The sequence below is a fragment of the Streptomyces sp. NPDC001220 genome, assembly GCF_053597895.1.
Genome location: NZ_JBSFJE010000002.1, coordinates 502,730 through 524,273, shown reverse-complemented (window position 1 = coordinate 524,273; position 21,544 = coordinate 502,730). Strand labels below are relative to the sequence as shown.

The 21,544-nt window shown below is 72.2% G+C and carries 19 protein-coding genes and 1 tRNA gene; 7 read left to right on the top strand and 13 right to left on the bottom strand.

Annotated features, from left to right (window positions below; translation table 11 throughout):
- Window positions 1–38 precede the first annotated feature (38 nt).
- The 5 genes from ACWDGI_RS06910 to ACWDGI_RS06890 form a co-directional block, all read right to left on the bottom strand.
- Window positions 39–404 carry a hypothetical protein gene (locus tag ACWDGI_RS06910; RefSeq protein WP_384477583.1) on the bottom strand — a complete coding sequence of 122 codons (366 nt, stop codon included), beginning with the start codon at window positions 402–404 and terminating at the stop codon, window positions 39–41.
- A 118-nt stretch (window positions 405–522) separates the two neighbouring features.
- Window positions 523–1,863, bottom strand: coding sequence for an AAA domain-containing protein (locus tag ACWDGI_RS06905; protein ID WP_450756098.1), 1,341 nt, complete (start codon window positions 1,861–1,863; stop codon window positions 523–525).
- The gene (locus ACWDGI_RS06900; RefSeq protein ID WP_450756096.1) at window positions 1,860–3,449 is read right to left on the bottom strand and encodes a hypothetical protein; all 1,590 of its coding nucleotides are present in this window, start codon (window positions 3,447–3,449) and stop codon (window positions 1,860–1,862) included. The genes ACWDGI_RS06905 and ACWDGI_RS06900 overlap by 4 nt, the downstream gene beginning before the upstream one ends.
- On the bottom strand, window positions 3,440–4,621 hold the full coding sequence (locus ACWDGI_RS06895; RefSeq protein WP_450756094.1) for a hypothetical protein: 1,182 nt from the start codon (window positions 4,619–4,621) through the stop codon (window positions 3,440–3,442). Before ACWDGI_RS06895 ends, ACWDGI_RS06900 begins: the two co-directional genes overlap by 10 nt.
- Complete coding sequence (locus ACWDGI_RS06890; RefSeq protein WP_450756092.1) at window positions 4,518–5,471, bottom strand: phosphatase PAP2 family protein; 954 nt, start codon at window positions 5,469–5,471, stop codon at window positions 4,518–4,520. The genes ACWDGI_RS06895 and ACWDGI_RS06890 overlap by 104 nt, the downstream gene beginning before the upstream one ends.
- A 211-nt stretch (window positions 5,472–5,682) precedes the next feature.
- Between ACWDGI_RS06890 and ACWDGI_RS06885 the strand changes: the two genes are divergently transcribed.
- Window positions 5,683–6,279: a histidine phosphatase family protein gene (locus ACWDGI_RS06885; protein WP_450756090.1), complete on the top strand. Its 597-nt coding sequence runs from the start codon at window positions 5,683–5,685 to the stop codon at window positions 6,277–6,279.
- Between the two features lie 184 nt (window positions 6,280–6,463).
- Here the strand turns inward: ACWDGI_RS06885 and ACWDGI_RS06880 are convergent, their stop codons facing one another.
- Window positions 6,464–7,942 carry a hypothetical protein gene (locus ACWDGI_RS06880; RefSeq protein ID WP_450756088.1) on the bottom strand — a complete coding sequence of 493 codons (1,479 nt, stop codon included), beginning with the start codon at window positions 7,940–7,942 and terminating at the stop codon, window positions 6,464–6,466.
- Window positions 7,943–8,197: 255 nt separating this feature from the next.
- Between ACWDGI_RS06880 and ACWDGI_RS06875 the strand changes: the two genes are divergently transcribed.
- Together ACWDGI_RS06875 and ACWDGI_RS06870 are read left to right on the top strand one after the other, a co-directional pair.
- The gene (locus ACWDGI_RS06875; protein ID WP_450756086.1) at window positions 8,198–8,602 is read left to right on the top strand and encodes a hypothetical protein; all 405 of its coding nucleotides are present in this window, start codon (window positions 8,198–8,200) and stop codon (window positions 8,600–8,602) included.
- A gap of 36 nt (window positions 8,603–8,638) precedes the next feature.
- Window positions 8,639–9,511 (top strand): spermidine synthase, encoded by an 873-nt coding sequence (locus tag ACWDGI_RS06870; RefSeq protein ID WP_450756084.1) that lies wholly within the window; start codon window positions 8,639–8,641, stop codon window positions 9,509–9,511.
- 87 nt (window positions 9,512–9,598) lie between these two features.
- On the opposite strand, the gene ACWDGI_RS06865 is transcribed toward ACWDGI_RS06870, so the two are convergent.
- Entirely contained in the window at window positions 9,599–10,117 is a 519-nt protein-coding gene (locus ACWDGI_RS06865) for a hypothetical protein (protein ID WP_450756082.1), read from the bottom strand.
- A 97-nt stretch (window positions 10,118–10,214) separates the two neighbouring features.
- Between ACWDGI_RS06865 and ACWDGI_RS06860 the strand changes: the two genes are divergently transcribed.
- The 3 genes from ACWDGI_RS06860 to ACWDGI_RS06850 all read left to right on the top strand — a co-directional run bounded on the left by ACWDGI_RS06860 (window position 10,215) and on the right by ACWDGI_RS06850 (window position 13,964).
- Window positions 10,215–10,925, top strand: a complete 711-nt coding sequence (locus ACWDGI_RS06860; protein ID WP_362574096.1) for a response regulator transcription factor — start codon at window positions 10,215–10,217, stop codon at window positions 10,923–10,925.
- A complete protein-coding gene (locus ACWDGI_RS06855) occupies window positions 10,922–12,349 on the top strand; it encodes a sensor histidine kinase (RefSeq protein WP_450756080.1) in 1,428 nt (475 codons plus the stop codon). Before ACWDGI_RS06860 ends, ACWDGI_RS06855 begins: the two co-directional genes overlap by 4 nt.
- A gap of 130 nt (window positions 12,350–12,479) precedes the next feature.
- Window positions 12,480–13,964: a glycoside hydrolase family 18 protein gene (locus tag ACWDGI_RS06850; RefSeq protein ID WP_450756078.1), complete on the top strand. Its 1,485-nt coding sequence runs from the start codon at window positions 12,480–12,482 to the stop codon at window positions 13,962–13,964.
- A 116-nt stretch (window positions 13,965–14,080) separates the two neighbouring features.
- Here ACWDGI_RS06850 and ACWDGI_RS06845 read toward each other — a convergent pair whose 3' ends face one another.
- The 4 genes from ACWDGI_RS06845 to ACWDGI_RS06830 all read right to left on the bottom strand — a co-directional run bounded on the left by ACWDGI_RS06845 (window position 14,081) and on the right by ACWDGI_RS06830 (window position 18,889).
- Window positions 14,081–15,499: a GH1 family beta-glucosidase gene (locus ACWDGI_RS06845; RefSeq protein ID WP_450756076.1), complete on the bottom strand. Its 1,419-nt coding sequence runs from the start codon at window positions 15,497–15,499 to the stop codon at window positions 14,081–14,083.
- Between the two features lie 138 nt (window positions 15,500–15,637).
- A complete protein-coding gene (locus ACWDGI_RS06840) occupies window positions 15,638–16,537 on the bottom strand; it encodes a carbohydrate ABC transporter permease (protein WP_450756074.1) in 900 nt (299 codons plus the stop codon).
- A gap of 10 nt (window positions 16,538–16,547) precedes the next feature.
- Window positions 16,548–17,558, bottom strand: a complete 1,011-nt coding sequence (locus ACWDGI_RS06835) for a carbohydrate ABC transporter permease (protein ID WP_450756511.1) — start codon at window positions 17,556–17,558, stop codon at window positions 16,548–16,550.
- A 5-nt stretch (window positions 17,559–17,563) separates the two neighbouring features.
- Window positions 17,564–18,889, bottom strand: coding sequence for an ABC transporter substrate-binding protein (locus ACWDGI_RS06830; RefSeq protein WP_450756072.1), 1,326 nt, complete (start codon window positions 18,887–18,889; stop codon window positions 17,564–17,566).
- A gap of 509 nt (window positions 18,890–19,398) precedes the next feature.
- Here ACWDGI_RS06830 and ACWDGI_RS06825 point away from each other — a divergent pair.
- Window positions 19,399–20,454, top strand: a complete 1,056-nt coding sequence (locus ACWDGI_RS06825; protein WP_450756070.1) for a LacI family DNA-binding transcriptional regulator — start codon at window positions 19,399–19,401, stop codon at window positions 20,452–20,454.
- A 119-nt stretch (window positions 20,455–20,573) separates the two neighbouring features.
- Here the strand turns inward: ACWDGI_RS06825 and ACWDGI_RS06820 are convergent.
- A tRNA-His gene (locus ACWDGI_RS06820) sits at window positions 20,574–20,646 on the bottom strand.
- A 114-nt stretch (window positions 20,647–20,760) separates the two neighbouring features.
- Entirely contained in the window at window positions 20,761–21,363 is a 603-nt protein-coding gene (orn, locus tag ACWDGI_RS06815) for an oligoribonuclease (protein WP_450756068.1), read from the bottom strand.
- Between the last annotated feature and the right edge of the window lie 181 nt (window positions 21,364–21,544).

Here is a 21,544-nt window from a genome sequence, read left to right as displayed (position 1 = left end):
GCATATGCCGGGTGCGGCGCCCCGCTCCGCGGAGACCGCTAGAGGGGCTCTGCCGGCTCCGCGTCCTCGCTGCCCTTCAGCAGGTCCCGGCCGAACTCGACCATCTTCTTCGCGTAGTCCTCGGTCCATTCGGCTCGCGCGGCGATGTCGGCCGGGGTCAGACGGTCGAAGCGGCGCGGGTCGGCGAGCTGGGCGGCGGCCATGGCCTGGAACTCCACCGCCCGGTCGGTGGCCACGCGGAACGCCTGGGTCAGCTCGGTCGCGCGCGCCAGCAGCGCCCCGGGGTCGTCGATCGACTCCAGGCCGAAGAAGTGCTCCGGGTCGGCGACCGCTGCGACCGGCTCGAAAAGCAGGTGCGCGGGGCGTAGCCGCGGTTCGTTCCGACGCGGCGTGGGCTCCGCCATGTCTGGTCCTCCTCGTACGGTTCGATGCCTACGGTTCGATGGCCACCGTCCATTCTCTCGCGCCCACGCAAGCCCACCCCAAGGCCGCCGGGTGACTCTGCGCTCACCAGCACCGTTCTCAGGGGCGCCAGGGCACGCGGTGTTCGGCGAGGTGGGCCAGGACCGCGTGGTTGGCCTCCCAACCGTCCGGGAACTTGACGAGGGTTCCCAGTTGGACCGGTTCTGTCGAGGGGTAGTCGTCCAGGAGGTCGGTCACGCCGGCGCGGCAGATCACGATGCAGGCCTGGCGGTGCCGGGAGGCGAGGACGCACAGGCGGCCCGTCTCCAGGTGGAAGGCGGTGGCGTCGGGGCGGCCGGAGAGCGGGTGGAGGACGACCGTCACGTCGTACTCGCGGCCCTGGAGGCGATTCGCGGTGTCGACCGTGATGTCCGTCACGCCCAGCTCCGCCAGGGCCGCGCGGACCGCCGCCGCCTGGTCCCGGTGGGCCGTGCCGACGGCGATCCGGTCGGCGGTGAGGGGGGACGGATCGGGCGAGCGTTCGGAGAGCGCCGCCCCGCCCCGGTCGAGCAGCCGTCGTACCACCGTCGCCACCGCCCGGACCGCCTCCGGGTCGGTGCGCGGGGTGTGCCGGGCGGGCAGCTCCAGCAGGCCCCAGCCGGACTCGGCCGCCTCGTCGATCACCCGGTCGGGCCCGGAGCCGTCGGAGGGCACGGCGAAGGCCAGCCGGCGGTCGCCGTGGTCGGTGCCGCTGCGGAACGGGGTGTACGGGTAGAACGCGCCGGAGACGAGCGGGGCGGCGGAGGCGGGGAGGCGCCAGGAGACCGGGAGGCGGTGCTGCGGGAGGCCCGGGTTGTGGGCGAGGAGGGTGGAGACGGCCGAGGCCGAGGGGTCGTACGACAGGCCCGCCCACTGCTCGCTGCCCACCGTCGCGAACGGGTCCAGCTGGCCGGGGTCGCCCACGAACAGTGCCCGTTCGAACAGCCCGGCGACGGCGAGCAGCGAGTCCGAGCGCATCTGGTACGCCTCGTCGACGATCGCGTGCCGCCAGGGCTCGTCCACCGTGACGTGCGCCCACTTCGCGGCGGTGGACAGCACCACCGGCGCCTCCCGCAGGTCGGCCGCCTTCGCCGACTTGCGGACGTTCGGCAGGTCGTCCAGTGCCTTGTCGTACGGGTCGGCGTCACTGCTGTGCAGCCGGCCGACGGGCAGCTCCGGGTTCTTCTCGGCGAGCCTGAGGACCAGGTCGTCGACCTGCGCGTTCGTCTGCGCCACCACCATCAGGGGGCGGCCCGCGGCGGCGAGTTCGAGGGCCGCGCGGACCACCAGCGTGGACTTGCCGGCGCCCGGCGGGGAGTCCACGACCACACCCCGGTCGGTGCCGTGCAGGGTGTCGTGGAGGATCGCGTCGGTGGCGCGGGTGGCGGCCGCACCCGGGTCGAAATCGACGTCGGCGGTCACAGCACGTCCTCCTCGGTCACCGTGTCGGCCGCCTCCGCCGCGGCCTCGCCCGGCGGGCCGCCGTGGGTCCACGGGGTCGCCTCCGGGTCGGGCAGCTTCGCCCCGCCGCGCTGCTCGTGTTCGAACAGGGTGAAGGTGAGCCGGTCGCCCTTCTCCGGGACCGACCCCTCCTCCGGCTCCCTGCCCCGGCCCATCTTGTCCAGGACCCGGAGCACCAGGACCCCCTCGGCCTCGTACCCGACGAACTCCATGGACTGCGGCTTGCCGCCCAGCGAGCGGTACGCCTTCGCGCGCTCCCCGAGATGCGGCCGGTCCTCCGTGCGCAGGGTCACCAGCGGGCGCGGGCTGGGCCGCTTGCCCTCGCTGTACGCCATGACCACATCGAGGACCTCGCCCGCGAACGCCTCCCCGGTCAGCCGCCGCCCCGCCATCACCAGCGGGTCGTCGAGCGCCTCCTGGGCGTCCAGCCGGGCCTGTTCACGCTCGCGGGTGGCCAGCTTGTTGGCGGCGGTGACCGCGTCGTCGCGGCGCGGCTGAGGGGGCTCGCCGGCCAGCACCCGGTCCCGGTGGCCGGTGAACGACCAGCGGTCGCGGGTCCACCGCTCCTCGACCCGGGCGCCCTCCGGCAGCCGGTGCAGCAGGTCGAGCCCGCTCCAGACCGCGTCCCAGGTGGGCCGGGTCCGGCTCGCGACGAGGTCGCGGATCTCCTGCTCGGCGGCGGTGAGGATCGCCAGCCGGGTGTCGGCCTGCAGGCCGTCCTCGGCGCCGGCCAGGGCGGTGCGGGCACGGTCGTACCGTTCGAAGGCCGGGGCCAGCAGCTTGTTGTCGAACGCCGGGTCGGTGGCCGGGCCGGCCGGCGGGCACAGCAACTGGCCGTCGCCGTCCCGGGCGAGCTCGGCGAGGCGCGCCGCTTCCGCGCCCGTGCTGTCGCCCGGCGGGCTGATCCAGGCGAGCAGTGCGCCCAGGTGCTGGTCCTCGACGCCGGACTGCCCGGTCGCCCAGTGCCGGGAGAGCAGGTCCGTCATGGCGAGGAGGAGGGAGGAGCCGGGGACGCGGGCGCGCTCGCCGAAGTGGGTGAGCCAGCGGCCGAGCAACGGCACCCGGGGCGGGGCCGGGTAGGGCGCCTCCGGGTCCTGCTCCGCCGTGCGCCGGAAGCGCGTCGACCGCCCCAGCAGCCGTACGTACTCGATGCCCGCGCGGCCCGGGACGATCAACTGGGGCGCGTCCGCGCACAGTTCCACCTCGACCTTGACCCGCTTGCCGGTCTCCGGGTCGGTCTCGGTGCGCTCGGCGGCCTCGACCGAGCCGGCGTAGGACTCCAGGTACGGCAGGACGACGTCGGCGAGCTCGGCGAGGAACGCGAACCGCAGGTCACGGTCGCGTGGCTGCGGTACGACCAGCAGGCGCGGGGCGTCCCGGTCGGTGCCGACCAGGGCGCCGAGGGGCGCACCCGCCTCACCCGAGGTGGTGAGCGGCACGAAGACGAGGGGGCGCTCGGACAGGTGCCGGTGGCGGACGGTCGCGGCCGGCTGGGCGGTGCCCGTGCTCACGGCTTCGAGCCGGGCGAGGGTGGTGATCAGGGACACCTGGCCCCCTGGGCGCTCAGCGCTTCGGTGCGCAGGGCCGCCGCCCGGCGCAGGGCCGCCACCGCCGGGTCGTCCGGGTCGCCGCTGTCGCCGCGCGCCGCCGACAGGACGTCCTCGACGGTGGTCAGGCCGCCCAGCTCGGCCCGGACCGCACGGCCGAGCGTGGTGACCTCGTCGGCCGCGCGGGAGCGCTGCCGGCAGTGGAAGGCCAGTTCGCAGGCGGACAGGCACTCGGGCGCATAGGCCGCCGGGACCGCTTCGACGGCCGCCGTCAGCTGCTCGGCGGGCAGGCCGGGCGCGAAGCAGGTGCCCTCCGGGAGGGTGTCGGCGATGTCCTGGATGCGGGTGAGCCGGGCCAGCTGGCGGGCGGTGACCGCGCGCTGCTTGCGGACGTCGACGGCGGCGGCGGTGGGCAGGTTGGAGAAGTCCTTGGGGCAGACCAGCAGCACGTCGTGCCGTACCCGGGGGGCGGGGTCGAGGCGGGCCGCGACCTCCTCGAGGGCCAGCACGTACACCGCCGCCTGCCGGGCCGCGGCCCCGACCTTCGCCGGGTCCGCCGAACCGTCGAGCATGGGGAAGGACTTGATCTCGACGACCGTCCAGCTGCCGTCGGGGTGCACGACCACCGCGTCCGGCTCCAGGAACGCGGGGGAGCCGGCCACCTGGAGGGCCAGCATCGGGTGGTCGAGGAGTACCCAGCCGCCTGCCTCGCCCGCCTCGCGCAGCGCCAGTGCCGTACGGGCCGTACGCCCCTCCGGGCCGATCGCGGTCAGGTCGGGCACGGCGGCCCGCTCGGCCGGCTCGGCGCCCGGGTCGAGGTGTTTGCGCACCAGCCGCAGCAACTCCGCCCCGCCGTCCGCCTTGACCTTCGCCTCGAAGGCGTTGCCCCGGGTCAGCGCGAACTGGGACTGGCCGAAGGCCGACGGTGCGCCGAGGGCGTTCGCCAGCGCGGTCTTGTCCACCCCGGCGCCGTCCAGGATCGCCCGCCGCCGGCAGCCCGGGTTCGCCGCGAGCGCCGCCAGTGCGCGCGCGTCGAGGGCCTTGGCGGGGACGTCGGGGCCGCGCAGCTCAGCGAGCTGGTGCCGGAGCGCCGTCCCCCGCGTCGGTGGGGGCGGGGTCCGGTTCGGCTCCGGAGGCGAGCCGGGACTCGCGCTGCGATGGAATGCGCTCACCCGCCGAAGTCTGGCATCCGCCACTGACAATCGGGGAACCTGTGCCGCCGGAGCGGGCTGCGACCAGTGAGGTGCCCTGGGTCACCCGGACCCGGACGAAGTCCGCGGCCCGCATCACGTACGGCGCGATCAGGTAGCCGACGCCCATCACGAACACGCCCGCGACCGCGTCCAGGAAGTAGTGGTTGGCGGTGCCCATGACCACGATCGCGGTCAGCAGCGGGTAGGCCACGCCGAGGACCTTGGTCAGGCGGTTGCCGCCGTGACGCCAGAGCATGACCCCGCACCACAGCGCCCAGCCGCAGTGCAGGCTCGGCATCGCCGCGTACTGGTTGGTCATGCCGCCGAGGCCGCGCGGGGCGCTGGCGTCACCGCCCCACCAGCCGTACGAGCTGTACTGCGCCATCGTGTCGACGAAGCCGTACTTCACGTCCAGCAGCCGGGGCGGGCAGGTGGGCAGCAGCGTGAAGCCGATCAGGCCGATGAACGTGGACGTCATCAGCCAGGTGCGGGCCCGCCGGTAGACCTCGGCGCGCCTGCGGAAGAGAAAGACCAGGATCACCGGGGTGATCAGGTAGTGCAGCGAGGCGTACCAGAAGTCCGCGGGTATGCCGAGCCACGCCTCCCGCGTGAACAGGCGGTTGAGCGGGTGCTCGGCGTTGAGGTGCAGGGCCTTCTCGATGCGCAGGATCGCCAGGCCGTGGTCGACGGCGGTCGAGGTGTCGCCGCGCGCGAGCAGGCGGCCGGCCGTGTAGCAGCCGTACACCAGCAGGATCAGCGGCAACTCGGTCCACCAGCGGAGTCGGGTCGGCGCAGTCACCTCGGTGCCCGGTTTCTCGGTCTGCGGCATCCGACTGCCTCCCCCTTCTCGTCCCTGTCCGCGCGGCACCCGGCGGGCCGACCGTGACACTTTACGTTGCGCGCATTCCCGCCCATGCGGGGTGCTCAGCCCTCAAAGACGCGGAGACCGCCCGCCGGGTTGCCCGTTCCCGGCGCGTTCCCAGGGTGGGTGATGATGGAGGTGTCCCGCTTCCGAATTTCTCCCGAAGGGTTCGTTCTCCATGGCACCGCGCATCCTGCTGGCCCGGCACGGACAGACGGAGTGGTCGCTGTCCGGCAAGCACACCGGCAGGACCGACGTACCGCTCCTGGAGGAGGGCCGGCGAGGGGCCAAGCTGCTGGGCGAGCGCCTGCACCGGCCGCCGTACGACGGTCTCGCGGACGCCGAGATACGCACCAGCCCGCTGGCACGCGCGCGTGAGACGTGCGAACTCGCCGGGTTCGGCGAGCGGGCCGAGCGGTGGGACACGCTGATGGAGTGGGACTACGGGGCGTACGAGGGCCTGACCCCGGCGGAGATCCAGGCGGCCCGGCCGGGCTGGCTGATCTGGCGGGACGGCGTGCCCGGGGGTGAGTCCCTGGCGGAGGTGACCGCGCGGGCGGACGAGGTCGTCGCCTGGGCCCGCTCGGCCGATCGGGACGTACTGGTGTTCGCCCACGGGCACATCCTGCGGTCGATCGGGGCGCGGTGGCTGGGCCTGCCGCTGGACTTCGCGGCACGGATCCGGCTGAACCCGACGTCGCTGTCGGTGCTGGGGTGGGCCTACGGCGAGCCCGCGATCGAGAACTGGAACGACTTGGGGCATCTGGTCGGCTGACGGTGCGCGGGGGCGGGGTCGCTTCCGGCGCTCGCCGGGTGCCGCCTGCGCCCACCCGTGCCCCAAGCGGCACGACTGCCCGCAGGCTGGGTCGGCTGACAAGACGCCCGCGGCTGAAGCGCCCCGTCAGGGGCGCGGGGAACTGCGCGACCAGCCCCCACGCACCCGCACTCGAATCCCGGCCCTAGACGACCCGCGGAGTCGACGCGTGCCGGTCCAGGAACTCCTGGACCCCGCCGGCCCGCCGATGCGGCAGCAGCACCCGCGCCGTACCCGCCAGCATCCCCTGGATCCGTGACGACTGGACCTGGTCCAGCAGGTCCAGGACCCGCAGCCCCGCCCTCGCCGCCTCGTCGGGACGCCCCCCGCGGGCGAGGTCGTCCGCGAGTTCCGCCGTGTACAGCGCGATGTTCCTGGTGAAGTGCGGATCCTGCAGCTCGGCGGCCCTGCGCGCATGCCGCGAGGCCCGCCGCCAGTCGCCCAGCATGGACCAGCACTGTGCTTCCAGGCCCTCCAGCTCGGCCTCTCCGTAGAAGCTCATCCACTCGGGGTCGGCGTCCGAGTGGCCTCGCTCGAAGAGGGCCTGCGCCCGGACCAGGGCCTGCTCACAGCCGGTGCGGTCGGCGAGCCCGGCCCAGCCGCCCGCCTCGCGCAGCGCGAGCAGGGACATCAGGCGGGCCGAGCCCAGCGGCCGGCCGACTCGCTGCGCGGCCTGGGCCGCGCGCACCGCTTCCCGCGGCCGTCCCGCGTCCCGCGCCAGGAACGCCGTGTTGCAGAAGGCGTGTGCCTCCAGCCCCGGGTCTCCCGTCATCCGCGCCGTCGCCAGCGCCTCCGCGTAGTGCGAGCGGGCGTCGTCGAAGCGGCCGGAGTCATGGGCCAGCCAGCCCACCGAGATGGCCAGTTCACCGGCGCCCGAGTGCAGGCGGTCGGCGGTCGTCTGCCGGGTCGCGCCGGCGTCCAGCAGCGCGTACGCCGCGCGCAGCGGAGCCGCCGCGCGCCGGTACAGTCCGTCCGCGCCGTGCCGGTCGTCGAGCAGCCGGATCCGGCGTACGGCCTCCTCCAGGGCGGCCGCGTGCGAGGACCCGGCACGGTGTACCGGCCGGTTCGCCGCCACGGCGTCGATGGTGGACCCCAGGGGGCCCAGCGTGGCGGCGGCCACCGTGGCGCCTCCGCCGGTCATGAATAGGCGACGCAGCACGTCGCTCTCCTCGTAGTTGTCGTGCGTCTCGTACGTGTTGTGCGGGTGATGCGTGTCCTGCGGTTGAAACCTGTCCTGTGGCTGAATCCCGTCTTTCGGGTCATACGGCTCGATGGCCCCTTGCGTCTCACCTCTCACGAGTGCGAGGGGAGTGTCCTCGGGCGCTCGTGCCCCGCGTCCGCGGACGGACGAGCGGGGCGCGAAGCCGAGGTCGGCGAGTGTGCGACCGGGGAACATGTGCAGGAACACCCGTTCGTACGCATAGTTCGGGCAGCGGATCTCACCCGCCTCGACCCGGCCGATGTAGCGCGCGTCACAGCTCACCCGCTCGCCGATCTCGCGGGCGGCACGCCGTACCAGCGCGGCGAACTCGGCCGGCGAGTGCCGGCCGCGCAGCTGCCGGAAGGCGTGGTTCGGCCGTACCGGCCGCTCGGGCTGCGGAGAGGTCGTGGTTGACGACGCCATGGCCGGGTCCTCTCGTGCGAACCGTCGAACCATGCCGGACTCGTGGTGAGTTGTCCGAGTGGACCCCTGATTCCGGCGGGCAAGAACGTACCTGCTGTGTCGGACCCGTGACGCTGGGTTTAGCTACAAACCGGATATCTCATGCATGATCTGCCATGAACTGCCATCCTTTGCGGCTGACTTCCGCCGTAGCCGTTGACGCGGTGGCGCGTTGGACGTCATGGACTGCAAGAGGGCTGCGCGGTGGAGGCCGGGATGGAGACCAGCCAGAGCAACGATCCTTGTACGCCGTCGACGACTTCGGCGGCAGACGATGCGGGATGCGACCTCGTGACGGTGCCGGCCCGGCAGGGCCTGGAGGCGGTCGACATCCTGCGCCGGGGGACCGGGGACGCGGTGGGGCCGGTGCTCCACGACGACGGGGGCGGCACCCTCGGCTTCGTGGTGCCGGCCGGTACGGCGGCGGGCTGGGACGTGCCCGGCAGCACCTGCACCGGGACCGACGGGCGCGGCCTGCGGCTCAATCCCGAGCCGCCGGTCGAGGGCTCCGACTGGCTGCTGCCGCCCGGCGAGGCCGACCTCGCGACGGACCCGGCGGTGCTGCGCCGGGCGCTCGGGGAGGCGGCCCGGCTGATCGAGGTGGCCGACAGCTGCTGCTGAATTTCCGGTACGGCCGCCGCCTGCGAAAATGGCGGAATGGGCAAGTCCAGGAACTCACGGCGCCGGTCGGCTGCCGCCGCCGAGGCCGTTGTCGAGCCGGTCGACGGCGGCCTCGCCCAGCTCATACCCGACCCCGAGCGCGGCCGGGCCTGGACCCTGCTCATCGACGGCGCCCCCCAGTCGCACGTCGACCTCGACGACCCGGCGTACCTCTCCTTCGAGTACCAGCGCCGCCTCGGCCATGTGATCGACCTGGTCGCACCGCCGGGCAGGCCGGTGCAGGTGGTGCACCTCGGGGGCGGGGCGTTCACGCTGGCCCGGTATGTCGCGGCGACCCGGCCCCGGTCCACGCAGCAGATCGTCGAACGGGACGCGGCCCTCGTGCAACTGGTCCGGCGGGAGCTGCCGTTGGATCCGAACGCGCGGATACGGGTGCGCTCCGTGGACGCCCGGGAGGGGCTGGGCAAGGTGCCGGAGGGGTGGGCGGACCTGGTCATAGCGGATGTGTTCAGCGGGGCGCGCACACCCGCGCACCTGACGTCCACGGAGTTCCTGGACGAGGTCCGGAGAGTCCTGCGGCCGGGGGGTGCCTACGCGGCGAACCTCGCGGACGGGCCGCCGCTCGCGCACCTGAGGGGGCAGATCGCCACGGCGGCGGCGCGGTTCGCCGAGGTCGCGGTGGTGGCGGACGCGGGGGTGTGGCGGGGGAAGCGGTTCGGCAACGCGGTGCTGATGGCGGCCGACGTACCGCTGCCGGTCGGGGAGCTGACCCGGCGCTGTGCATCCGACTCTCACCCAGGGCGGGTCGAACACGGGCGGACGTTGCGGGACTTCACCGGTGGCGCGGTCGCCGTGACGGACGCGGTGGCCGTGGCTTCGCCCTCTCCACCGCCTTCGGTGTTTCGTTGAGTCCGCGGGCGGGTGGGGGCCGGTCGTGCCGCCGGGGCGGCACCGTGCGAGCGCCGGTGGGTGTCCCCACCCGCCCTCGGCCGACTCTCAGTACGTCTCGACCTGCACGTGCGGGGGGCCGTCGTGCCAGGTGCAGAACACCGACACCCGGTCCGTGCTCCTGCTGAACTCGATGCGGATCCAGGACTCCGTCTTCCAGACCTGCATCGACCAGCCCGTTCCCGGTGTCGCCGAGACGAGGGTCGCGCTCGTGTCGCCCAGGTCGAAGACCGCCCGGCCGCCGTCCGTGTCGTACGCCTTGACCTCGCCGGACGCGGTGGTGGACGGGGCCGGGGTGGCGGACGGGGTGCGGGAGGGCGTCGGAGTGGGGGTCGCCGACGGGCGGCGAGAGGCGGTGGGCGAGGGACTCGGTGGGCGGGACGTGGCCGGCGCCAGCGGTTTGGAACCCTGCGTCGTGGGGTCGTCGTCCGCCGCCGTGATGGGCAGGGCGCGCGGCGGGTCGTAGGCCGTGCCCGCCATCACCGTGTGGACGCCCCACCACGACAGCGTGACCGCCGCGCCCGTGGCGAGCAGCCAAGCCATTACGTGTACGAGTCCTCTGCGCATCGCGGCCATACTGCCCCAGGCGTACCGCCGTGCGCACTCGACCCGAGTTATCCACAGGCTCCGACCGGCGCCTGCCGCATGGCGTACGGTGCGGCGCATGGCAAGTGTGCTCGTGGTCGAGGACGACCAGTTCGTACGCTCGGCGCTCATCCGGCATCTCACCGACGCCTCGCACACCGTGCGCAGCGTCGGTACGGCACTGGAGGCGCTGCGCGAGGTCGCCCATTTCCGCTTCGACGTGGTCGTCCTGGACCTCGGACTGCCGGACCTGGACGGCTCCGAGGCCCTGAAGATGCTGCGCGGGATCACCGACGTGCCGGTGATCATCGCCACCGCCAGAGACGACGAGACGGAGATCGTCCGGCTGCTCAACGCCGGAGCGGACGACTACCTGACCAAGCCGTTCTCCGTCGAGCATCTGTCGGCGCGGATGTCCGCCGTGCTGCGCCGGGCGCGGTCGGGCGGGGGCGAGGTGGCGCCGTCCAGTGTGCTGCGGGTCGGCGGCCTGACCGTCGATCCGCTGCGCCGGCAGGCCGAGTTGGACGGGGCCCGGCTGGATCTCACCCGGCGCGAGTTCGATCTGCTGGCCTTCCTGGCCGGGCGGCCCGGGGTCGTCGTACCGCGCAAGGAGTTGCTGGCGGAGGTCTGGCAGCAGTCCTACGGGGACGACCAGACCATCGACGTGCATCTGTCGTGGCTGCGAAGGAAGTTGGGCGAGACGGCGGCCCGGCCGCGTTATCTGCACACACTTCGGGGAGTCGGTGTGAAGCTGGAGCCGCCGGGCGGGGAAGCGAGGCCGGTCGGATGAGATGGGCACTGGTCAAGGTCTGTCTGGCGGTCACCGCGATGGTCGTGGTCGCCTTCGCGGTGCCGCTCGGCCTGGTGGTCAAGGAGATGGCCCGGGACCGTGCCTTCTCCAACGCCGAGCGGGAGGCGGCCGCCGTCGCCCCCGCCCTGTCCATCACCACCGACCGGGACAAGCTGGAACGGGTGGTGGCCTCGGCCGGCGCCGACCGGGGCATGGCCGTGCACATACCCGCGTCCGGAGGCGGTGCCGCCGTCGACATCGGGCGGCAGCGCGCCGCCGACCGGGACATCGCGACCGTACGGAAGCTGGGGCGTGCCTCCACGACCGGGGTGGCGGGCGGCTCCACCCTGCTGCAGCCCGTGGCGCTCGGCTCCGGTGCCATCGCGGTCGTCGAGGTGTACGTCCCCGAGTCCGAGGTGACCAACGGCGTCTCCACGGCCTGGGCGGTGCTCGCCGCCGTAGGCCTGGCGCTGGTCGTCGGCTCGGTCGCCGTCGCCGACCGGCTCGGCGTACGGATGGTGCAGCCCGCCCAGCGGCTGGTCGAGGGCGCGCACGAACTGGGCGAGGGCAAGCTGGGGTCGCGGGTGCCCGAGGAAGGACCGACCGAACTGCGTCTGGCGGCGGCCGCGTTCAACTCGATGGCCGACCAGGTCGTACAACTGCTCGCGAACGAGAGGGAGCTGGCCGCCGATCTGTCGCACCGCCTGCGCACCCCGCTCACCGTGCTCCGCCTCAACGCGGCCTCGCTCGGGGACGGGCCGGCCGCCGAGCAGACCCGGGCCGCCGTCGCCCAGCTGGAGCGGGAGGTCGACACCATCATCCGGACCGCCCGGGAGGCCAAGCCGCAGACGGTGGCCGCCGGGCCGGGCGCCGGGTGCGACGCGGCCGAGGTGGTGCGGGAGCGGATGGGGTTCTGGTCGGCGCTCGCGGAGGACGAGGGGCGCAAGTGGCGGGTGGCCGGCGTCGACCGGCCGGTACGCATACCGGTGGCCCGCGCCGACCTGGCCGCGGCACTCGACGCACTGCTCGGCAATGTCTTCCGGCACACCGCCGAGGGCACCGCCTTCGCGGTCGACGTGCACAACGGGGACGACGCGGTCATCGTGCTGGTCTCCGACGCCGGGCAGGGCATCCGGGACCCGGAGGCGGCGATGGCCCGGGGGCGGGGCTCCGGGGCGGCCGGGTCGACCGGGCTCGGCCTGGACATCGTGCGCCGGCTCGCCGAGTCGACCGGCGGGGACGTACGGATCGGCTCGTCGGTGCTCGGCGGGACCGAGGTGCGGATCTGGATCCAGCTGGACGGTGGGAAGCCGGAGCGCAAGGGGCATCGGGGGTCGGTGCGCAGGCGCCGTTCACGCAGGCAGCCGGGGGAGGCGGCCAGACGAGGGAGCGGGGAGACCAAGAAAATTGGTCTCGACCTTTAATCGGTCCCGATCCCTTCCTTAAGCGCACCCTAAGATCCGCAACGCCCGTACCTATCAGGCCGTTTGTCCGAATCCCGCTCGCTAGCGTGCTGCCGCACCCCCCAATCGGCAGGCGAAGGCAGGCACGCGCATGAGCACGCACCGGCGCAGTATCAGTGGCAGGAACAAGGCGATAGGCGGTCTGGTCGCGGCGGCCGTGGTCGGTGGCGGGGCGATCCTGTTCACCGGTATCGCGCAGGCGGCCGGGGTCGGCGCCGCGTACACGAAGACCAGCGACTGGTCGACCGGGTACACCGCGCAGTACGTCGTGACGAACAACAGCGGTGCCACGGAGAAGGACTGGACGCTGGAGTTCGACCTGCCGGCCGGTGCGAAGATCAGCTCGCTGTGGAACGCCGAGTACACCGCCAGCGGTCAGCACGTCACCGTGAAGCCGCCGAAGTGGGACACGGACGGCCTCGCGGCAGACGAGTCGGTCACCGTCGGCTTCGTGGTCAACGGCAGCGGGGACCCGACCGGTTGCCGTATCGACAACGCGAGCTGTTCGGCGGACGGCACGGCGACCCCGGAGCCCAGCGGCCGCCCGACGCAGTCCACCCAGCCGACGGCGACCCCCACCGCCAAGGCCTCCGCCACCTCCACCCCCACCTCCGCCCCCACCGCGACGGCGACGGCGACCCCCACCGCGTCCCCCACCCAGAGCAGCGGCACCGGCACCACCACCGCCGCCGGCTTCGCCCCGTACGTCGACACCTCCCTCTACCCGGCGTTCGACCTCCTCGCCGCCGTCGACGCGACCGGTGTGAAGAACTACAACCTCGCCTTCGTCACCGACGGCGGCGGCTGCACGCCCAAGTGGGGCGGGGTGACGGACCTGGCAAGCGACGGCGTGGCGTCCCAGATCGGTGCCCTGCGCGCCAAGGGCGGTGACGTCCGGGTCTCCTTCGGCGGCGCCTCCGGCTCGGAACTCGCGACCACCTGCTCCTCGGCGGACGCGCTGGCCGCGGCGTACGGCAAGGCCGTGGACGCCTACAACCTGACCAAGGTCGACTTCGACGTGGAGGGCGGCGCGCTGCCCAACACCACGGCCAACACCAACCGCGCGAAGGCCATCGCCAGGCTCCAGGCGAGCCACCCGAACCTGGACGTCTCCTTCACCCTCCCGGTCATGCCCGAGGGCCTCACCCAGGACGGCGTGAACCTGCTCGCCGACGCCAAGGCCAACGGCGTGAAGATCAGCACCGTCAACATCATGGCGATGGACTACGGCCCCTCGTACAACGGCGACATGGGCACCTACGCCACCCAGGCCGCCACCGCCACCCAGGCCCAGGTCAAGAGCGTGCTCGGGCTCTCGGACCCGGCCGCCTGGAAGACGGTGGCCGTCACCCCCATGATCGGCGTCAACGACGTCTCCACCGAGGTCTTCAAGGTGGACGACGCCGGCCAGCTCGTCGACTTCGCCAAGTCCAAGGGCCTCGGCGGGCTGTCGATGTGGTCCGCCACCCGCGACAAGCAGTGCGCCGGCGGCACCAAGCCAACCGCCGACGCCACCTGCAGCTCGATCACCCAGGACAAGGACGCCTTCTCCAAGGCATTCGCAGCGATCGGCTGACGCGATCGTGAGAAGGCGAGGGGGCGCGGTACTCCCTGGACCGCGCCCCCGGTCTCAGGCCCCCGGGTCTTGAGACCCCGAGGTCTGAGGCTCTCGGATCTGAGGCCCCCCGGGTCTCAGGCCGCCGGCCGGGCCGGCGGCAGTGTGCTCGTGCGGGCCGCCTCCCCGTACCAGCGGGCGCTCGACTTCGGGGTGCGGGCGAGGGTCGCGTAGTCGACGTACACCGCGCCGAACCTCTTGCCGTAGCCGTACGCCCACTCGAAGTTGTCCATCAGGGACCACAGGTAGTAGCCGCGCACGTCCGCGCCGTCGGTGATCGCGCGGCGCACCGCCGAGAGGTGGCCGTGCAGATAGGCGATGCGCTCCGGGTCGTGGACCCGGCCGTCCGGGTCGGGCTTGTCGTCGTAGGCCGCGCCGTTCTCGGTGATGTAGAGGGGCAGGCCCGGGGCCTCGGCCGTGTACCGCATGATCAGGTCGTGCAGGCCGGTCGGGTCGATCGTCCAGCCCATCTCGGTGCGCTCGCCGGGGGTCTGGTGGAAGGCGACGTCGTCGGCGCCCGGCCAGGGGGAGTGGGTGCTCGCGCCGTGGCCGTCCGACCGCGGGCCGGTCACCGCGCCGGACGCCGCCGACACCAGGGTGGGCGTGTAGTAGTTCAGCCCGAGGGCGTCCAGCGGCTGGTGGATGGCGGCGAGGTCGCCGTCCTGGACGTACGACCAGTCGGTCACCGACGCCGTCGCCGCGAACAGCGACTGCGGGTACGAGCCGTGCAGGATCGGTCCGTGGAAGACGCCGTTGGCCAGGTCGTCGATGGTCCGCACCGCCACGAGGTCGGCCGGGTCCTGGGAAAGGGGCCGTACGACCGAGGAGTTGAGGCTGATCGCGATCTGGTTGCGGGCCGGCATCACCGAGCGCAGCGCCGAAGTGCCGAGGCCGTGCGCGAGGTTGAGGTGGTGGGCCGCGCGCAGGGTGGCCGCCGGGTCGGTACGGCCGGGGGCGTGCACCCCGGAGCCGTAGCCCAGGAAGGCGCTGCACCACGGCTCGTTGAGGGTGATCCACTGCTCGACGCGGTCGCCGAGCGCCTCGCCGAGGATCTGCGCGTACTCGGCGAACCGGTACGCCGTGTCCCGCTCCGGCCAGCCGCCCGCGTCCTCCAGCTCCTGCGGCAGGTCCCAGTGGTAGAGGGTCACGGCGGGCTTGATGCCCTTGGCCAGCAGCTCGTCGACCAGCCGGCGGTAGAAGTCCAGGCCGACCTGGACGGCCGGGCCGCGGCCGGTCGGCTGGACGCGCGACCAGGAGACCGAGAACCGGTAGGCGTTCAGCCCGAGGTCCGCCATCAGCGCGACGTCGTCGCGGTAGCGGTGGTAGTGGTCGACAGCGATGTCACCGGTCTCGCCGCCGGCCGTCTTGCCCGGCGTATGACTGAAGGTGTCCCAGATCGAGGGGGTGCGGCCGTCCTCCCGCACCGCCCCCTCGATCTGGTACGCGGAGGTCGCGGCGCCCCAGAGGAAGGCGGGAGGAAAGGTCACGGAAGTCATGGGTTCAGGCATGGAAGCGCTCCCATTGGAGGTCGTGGAGACCGACGGGTGGATCGGGTGGATGAGGAGAGAGGCAGGGGCGGGCGGGACGGGAGGGGCCGGGGCGGCGGTGGCCCGGCCCCCGTCGTCCGCGGGCGGTCAGCCCTTCACCGCGCCCTGCATGATGCCGCCCACGATCTGCTTGCCGAAGATCGCGAAGACGAGCAGCAGCGGCAGCGTGCCCAGCAGCGCGCCCGCCATGATCAGGGACTGGTCGGGGGTGTATCCGCGGCCCAGGCCCGCCAGGGCGACCTGCACGGTCGGGTTGCCGGTCTGCGTCAGGACCAGGAACGGCCACAGGAAGTCGTTCCAGGCCTGGACGAACATCAGCATGCCGAGCACCGCCATCGCCGGGCGCGCCGCGGGGAACACCACGTGCCACACCACCCGCCAGCTGCTGGCGCCGTCCACTCTGGCCGCCTCGATCAGCTCGTCCGGCAGCGCCTGGGTGAGGTACTGCCGCATGAAGAACACGCCGAACGCGCTCACCAGGGACGGGAAGATGACCGCCTGCAACTGGTCCGCCCAGTTCAGCTTGGCGACCATCATGTAGAGCGGGATGATGCTGAGCTGCGGCGGCACCATCATGGTGCCGATCACGGTCAGCATCAGGATGTTGCGGCCCCGGAAGCGCAGCTTGGCGAAGGCGAACCCGGCGATCGTCGACAGCACGACGATGGTCACCGCGGAGATCCCGGCCACGATGGTGGTGTTGAGGAACGCCTTGCCGAGGTTGGCCTCGGTCCAGGCCACGTCGAGGTTGTGGAAGAGGTTCCCGCCGAACCAGAACGGCGGCGGCGTCTCGGCCAGCCGGTTGTTGTTCCGGGACGCGGCGATCGCCGTCCACACCAGCGGGAACAGCGAGCCGATGGAGAACAGCACGAGGATCGTGTACGCGATCGGGCCCGCGTGCATGGTGCCGCCGGCGCGCGCGGACTTCGAGCGCCGCACACGCTTGGGCTCGACCACGGGAGAAGGTTTGCTCAGGGTCGTCGTCACGGCCGGTCTCCTAACTACTGGCGCGCAGCCGGCGCGAGATGACGTAGTTGACGAGCCCGATCACGATCAGGATCAGGAACATCGTCCAGGCGATGGCGGAGGCGCGGCCCAGGTGCTGGTTCACCCAGCCCTGCTCGTACAGGTACAGGCCGAGCGTCTGGAACTGGTGCTCCGCGCCGCCCGACGCCCCCTTGTTGGCGTCGAAGATCAGCGGCTCGCCGAACACCTGGCTCGCCCCGATGGTGGACACGACACAGGTGAACAGGATCGTCGGGCGCAGCTGCGGCAGCGTCACATGGAAGAACTGCTGCCAGCGCGAGGCGCCGTCCAGGGCCGCCGACTCGTACAGGTCCTGCGGGATCGCCTGCATCGCGGCCAGGTAGATCAGCGCGTTGTAGCCGGTCCAGCGCCAGATCACGATCGTCGACACCGCTATCTGGGACGGCCACTTGTCGTTCTGCCAGTCGATGCTGCCGACGCCGAAGAAGTGCAGCGCCCAGTTGATCATGCCGTAGTCCCGGCCGAACAGCAGCACGAAGACCAGGGAGGCGGCCGCGATCGACGTGGCGTACGGCGCCAGCATCACGACCCGGTAGAAGATCGAGGCTCGCAGCCTGTAGTTGAGGATGTGGGCGAGCCCCATCGCCATCAGCAGCTGCGGGACCGTCGAGATGATCCCGATGGTCAGGGTGTTCCTGGCCGCGTTCCAGAAGAAGTCGTCGCTGAAGATCCGGGTGTAGTTGTGCAGCCCCGCCCACTGCATGTCGGTGGGCGCGGTCAGCTCGACCGTGTGCAGCGAGGCCCAGCCCGTGTAGATCAGCGGGAAGAGCCCGAAGGCGACGAAGAGCAGGAAGAACGGTGAGATGAAGCCGTACGGGCTCCACTTGATGTCCCGCTGCCAGCGGCGCGAGAGACGGGCGCGGCGCCGCCGCTCCGCCTCGGTGGGAACGGCGGGCGGGCGGGCCGGGGCCGCGCCCCCCTCCTGTGCGAGGGGCGCGGCGGTGTCGTGCCGGGTGGCCATGGCGGTCACTTGTCCAGGCTGTTGTCGATGGTCTTGACGGCCGTGTTCCAGGCCTCCTCGGGCGACTTGCCCTTGGTGACGAGGACGACGCCGTTGTTGGCCAGACCGTCCTGGATGATCTGGTCCTTCGGGCCGATGACCTGCACCGGGCTGCTCTTGGCGGCCTCGGCGAAGATCGTGCCGATCGGGGCGTCACCGGTCATGTCGTTCTTGGCGCCGGTCACCGCCGCCGAGGTGTACGTCGACGGCGCGCTCGGGAAGGAGCCCTGCACGCTGAAGAGCTTGGCCTGCTGTTCGGGTGCGGTCAGCCAGGCGACCAGCTTCTCGGCCTCCGCGACGTTCTTGCCGCTCTTGGGCACGGTCAGGAAGGACCCGCCCCAGTTGCCGGCCTTCGGCGCCTGGGCCACGTCCCACTTGCCGGCCGCGTCCGCCTTCGACTGGCCCTTGATGTAGCCGAGCATCCACGGCGGGCAGGACATCGCCGCGAACTTGTTGTTGGCGATCGTGCTGTTCCAGGACGGCTGGAACTGGGTCTGCGCCTGGACCAGTCCTTCCTGCGCGGCCTTCGCGGTCTGGTCGAACGCGGTCTTCACGGCCGGGTTCGTCTTGTAGATGATCTTGCCGGAGGAGTCGTAGAACTTGGTGCTCTCACTGGACAGGATCGCGTTCAGGAGACCACCGGGGGAGTCCATGAAGGTGGTCCCGGAGGGTGCCTTCTTCTTGTACTGCTCGCCGGCCTGGACGAACTTGTCCCAGCTGCCCGCCCAGAGCTTGCTCACCGCGTCGCGGTCGGTGGGCAGGCCGGCCTTCTGGAAGAGGTCCTTCCGGTAGCAGATGCCGAGCGGACCGACGTCGGTGCCGAGTCCGATGGTCTGCCCACCGCTGGTCGTGGCCTGCTTCCACTTCCAGTCCAGCCAGTTGCTCTCCGAGACGCCGCCGACCTTGGACAGGTCCTCCAGCTTGTCCGCGAACGTGCTGGTGACCTCGGCGATGTTGCTGACTTCGACGGCCTGGACGTCCATCAGACCGCTGTTGGTGGTCAGATGGTTGACGAGTGCCGGGTAGTAGTTCGCGTTCTGCTCGACCGAGGTGTCCTTGATGACGATGTTGGGGTGGAGCTTCTCGTACTCCTTGTACAGCCCGGCCTCCTTGAAGCCGAACGTGCCGAACAGGCCGAGCGTGATCGTCGTCTTGCCCTTGCCGCCGCCGCTGGTGCCGTCACTGCCGCCACCACTGTCGTCGGCACAGCCGGCCAGCAACGCTCCTCCCAGCGACACGACTGCCGCCAGGACGACCGCCTTGCGGGAGGCGGTTCGGGTACGTGCTCGCATTACGTCCTCCTGTTGCCCTGACGTGCCGACCCCCCGGCCAACTGCATTGTTGGGCCCGTGTGTTTCTCGCTGCGGCTCGGGCGGGGAACGTGCGGGATGTGTATGTGTCAGGTACTGTGGGAGCGCTCCCACCGGTGATGTGTTGAAGGGTCGTCGGTTCGGGGCGGGGTGTCAAGGGAGTGGACGCGGAGGGATGTGTTCGGTTATCCGGCTGTTAGCTAACGGCGGTTGGAGGGCCCGGGGGACCCGGGGCGGCGGAGGCCCGACGGCCGGTCGCCACCCAGGACTCGGCCCGCGGGGTGTCCGCCGACGACCGCGTCCGGCCGCGCCCTCGGTCCGGACGGCGTCCGGTCCCGACGCCGCCCGGCCCGCCCGGTGCTGTGCGCCGAGGGCGTTCGGGCCGAAGCGGGGGGCCGGGAGAACGGCAGCCCCCGGCAGAGGTCATCCCGAAAGACGAGGCTGTTACATTCCAGGCCGGCAAGATGAACGCGGCGAGAAGGGCGGAGCCCATGGCAAGCCACGGAGCGCGGGGGCGTAGTGGTGGTCGGCCCACCCTCGAAGAAGTCGCCGCCCGGGCCGGGGTGGGGCGGGGAACCGTGTCGCGGGTGATCAACGGCTCGCCCCGGGTCAGCGACGCCACCCGGGCCGCCGTCGAGGCCGCGGTCGCCGAACTCGGCTATGTTCCGAACACCGCCGCCCGGGCCCTCGCGGCCAACCGCACCGACGCCATCGCCCTGGTGGTCCCCGAGCCGGAGACCCGGTTCTTCGCGGAACCGTACTTCTCGGACATGCTCCGCGGTGTCGGCGCCGAACTCTCCGAGACCGAGATGCAGTTGCTGCTGATCTTCGCGGGCAGCGACCGGGAGCGGGAACGGCTCGCCCAGTACCTCGCCGCCCACCGGGTGGACGGCGTCCTGCTCGTGTCCGTCCACGCCGACGACCCGCTGCCCGACCTCCTCGCCCAGCTGGAGATCCCCGCCGTGATCAGCGGCCCGCGCTCCGCCGCGGAGACGCTGACCTCGGTCGACTCCGACAACTACGGCGGCGGGCGCTCGGCGGTCGAGCACCTGCTGGCCGGCGGCCGCCGGACGATCGCGCACGTCACCGGCCGCCTGGACGTGTACGGCGCCCAGCGCCGCGTCGACGGCTACCGCGACGCTCTTCGGGACGCCGGCCGGGAGGTGGACGAACTCCTCGTCGTCCCCGGTGACTTCACCGAGGAGGGCGGCCGCCGGGCCATGTCCCTGCTGCTGGAGCGGCGCCCCGACCTGGACGCCGTCTTCGCCGGCTCGGACGTGATGGCGTCCGGCGCCCGCCAGGTGCTGCGCGAGCTGGGCCGCCGCATCCCCGACGACGTGGCGCTGGTCGGTTACGACGACTCGGCCATCGCCCGCCATATGGACCCGCCGCTCACCAGCGTCCGCCAGCCCATCGAGGAGATGGGCCGCGCGATGATCGACCTCCTCCTCGCGGAGATCGCCGACCGCCGCCCGGCCGTGTCCCGGGGCCTGGAGCGCCGGCACGCGGTACTGCCGACGGAACTGGTGACCCGGGCCTCCTCCTAGGATCTGCCCGGACGGCCACGCCCGTGCCCACGGGCGGCTGCCGGTCCGGTGTCGGTCCACCGATGACCGGAAACACCAAGGGTCGGCCTGCTTCCGCAGGCCGACCCTTGGTCGGTGAGGGTGAGTGACGGGACTCGAACCCGCGACATCCTGGACCACAACCAGGTGCTCTACCAGCTGAGCTACACCCACCACGACCGGCGGTGATTCTGTGGTTTCTCCGACCGGCCGAGAAAAAGTGTACAGGGTCCGAAGGGGTGCTCGCGCACGGCTTTACGGGAGCGCCCGCGGGGACCTCCCGAACGCCTATTCCGCAGGCAGGACGTGGCGGGCGGCGATCGTCCGCGCGGTGTCCGAGTCCGGGCCGGGCTGCGGTACGAAGATGGCCTCGCGGTAGTAGCGCAGTTCGGCGATCGACTCGCGGATGTCGGCGAGGGCGCGGTGGTTGCCGTTCTTCTCCGGGCTGTTGAAGTACGCCCGCGGGTACCAGCGCCGGGCCAGCTCCTTCACGCTGGACACGTCGACGATCCGGTAGTGGAGGTAGCCCTCCAGGTCCGGCATGTCCCGGGAGAGGAAGCCGCGGTCGGTGCCGACGGAGTTGCCGCACAGCGGGGCCTTGCCGGGTTCCTTCACGTGCTCCCGGACATAGGCCAGGACCTGCTCCTCGGCCTCGGCCAGCGTCGTGCCGCCGGCCAGCTCGTCGAGCAGGCCGGACGAGGTGTGCATCTGGCGCACCACCTCCGGCATCGTCTCCAGTGCCTTGGCCGGCGGACGGATGACGATGTCCACGCCCTCGCCGAGCACGTTCAGCTCGGAGTCGGTGACCAGTGCGGCCACCTCGATGAGCGCGTCGTCGGACAGCGAGAGGCCGGTCATCTCGCAGTCGATCCACACCATGCGATCGTTCATGCGACCACCCTAAAGCTGGCGCCGCCGTTTGGGGGCCCCGGGTGCGGCGCCGACGTCGCGGGGTCCCGGATGCGGAGCCGACGTCTGGAGCCCCCGGGTGCGGCGCCGGCGTCGCGGGGGTCCCGGGTGCGGCGCCGGCGTCACGGGGCTGCCGCCCCCGTACCTCCGCATCATCGGCCCA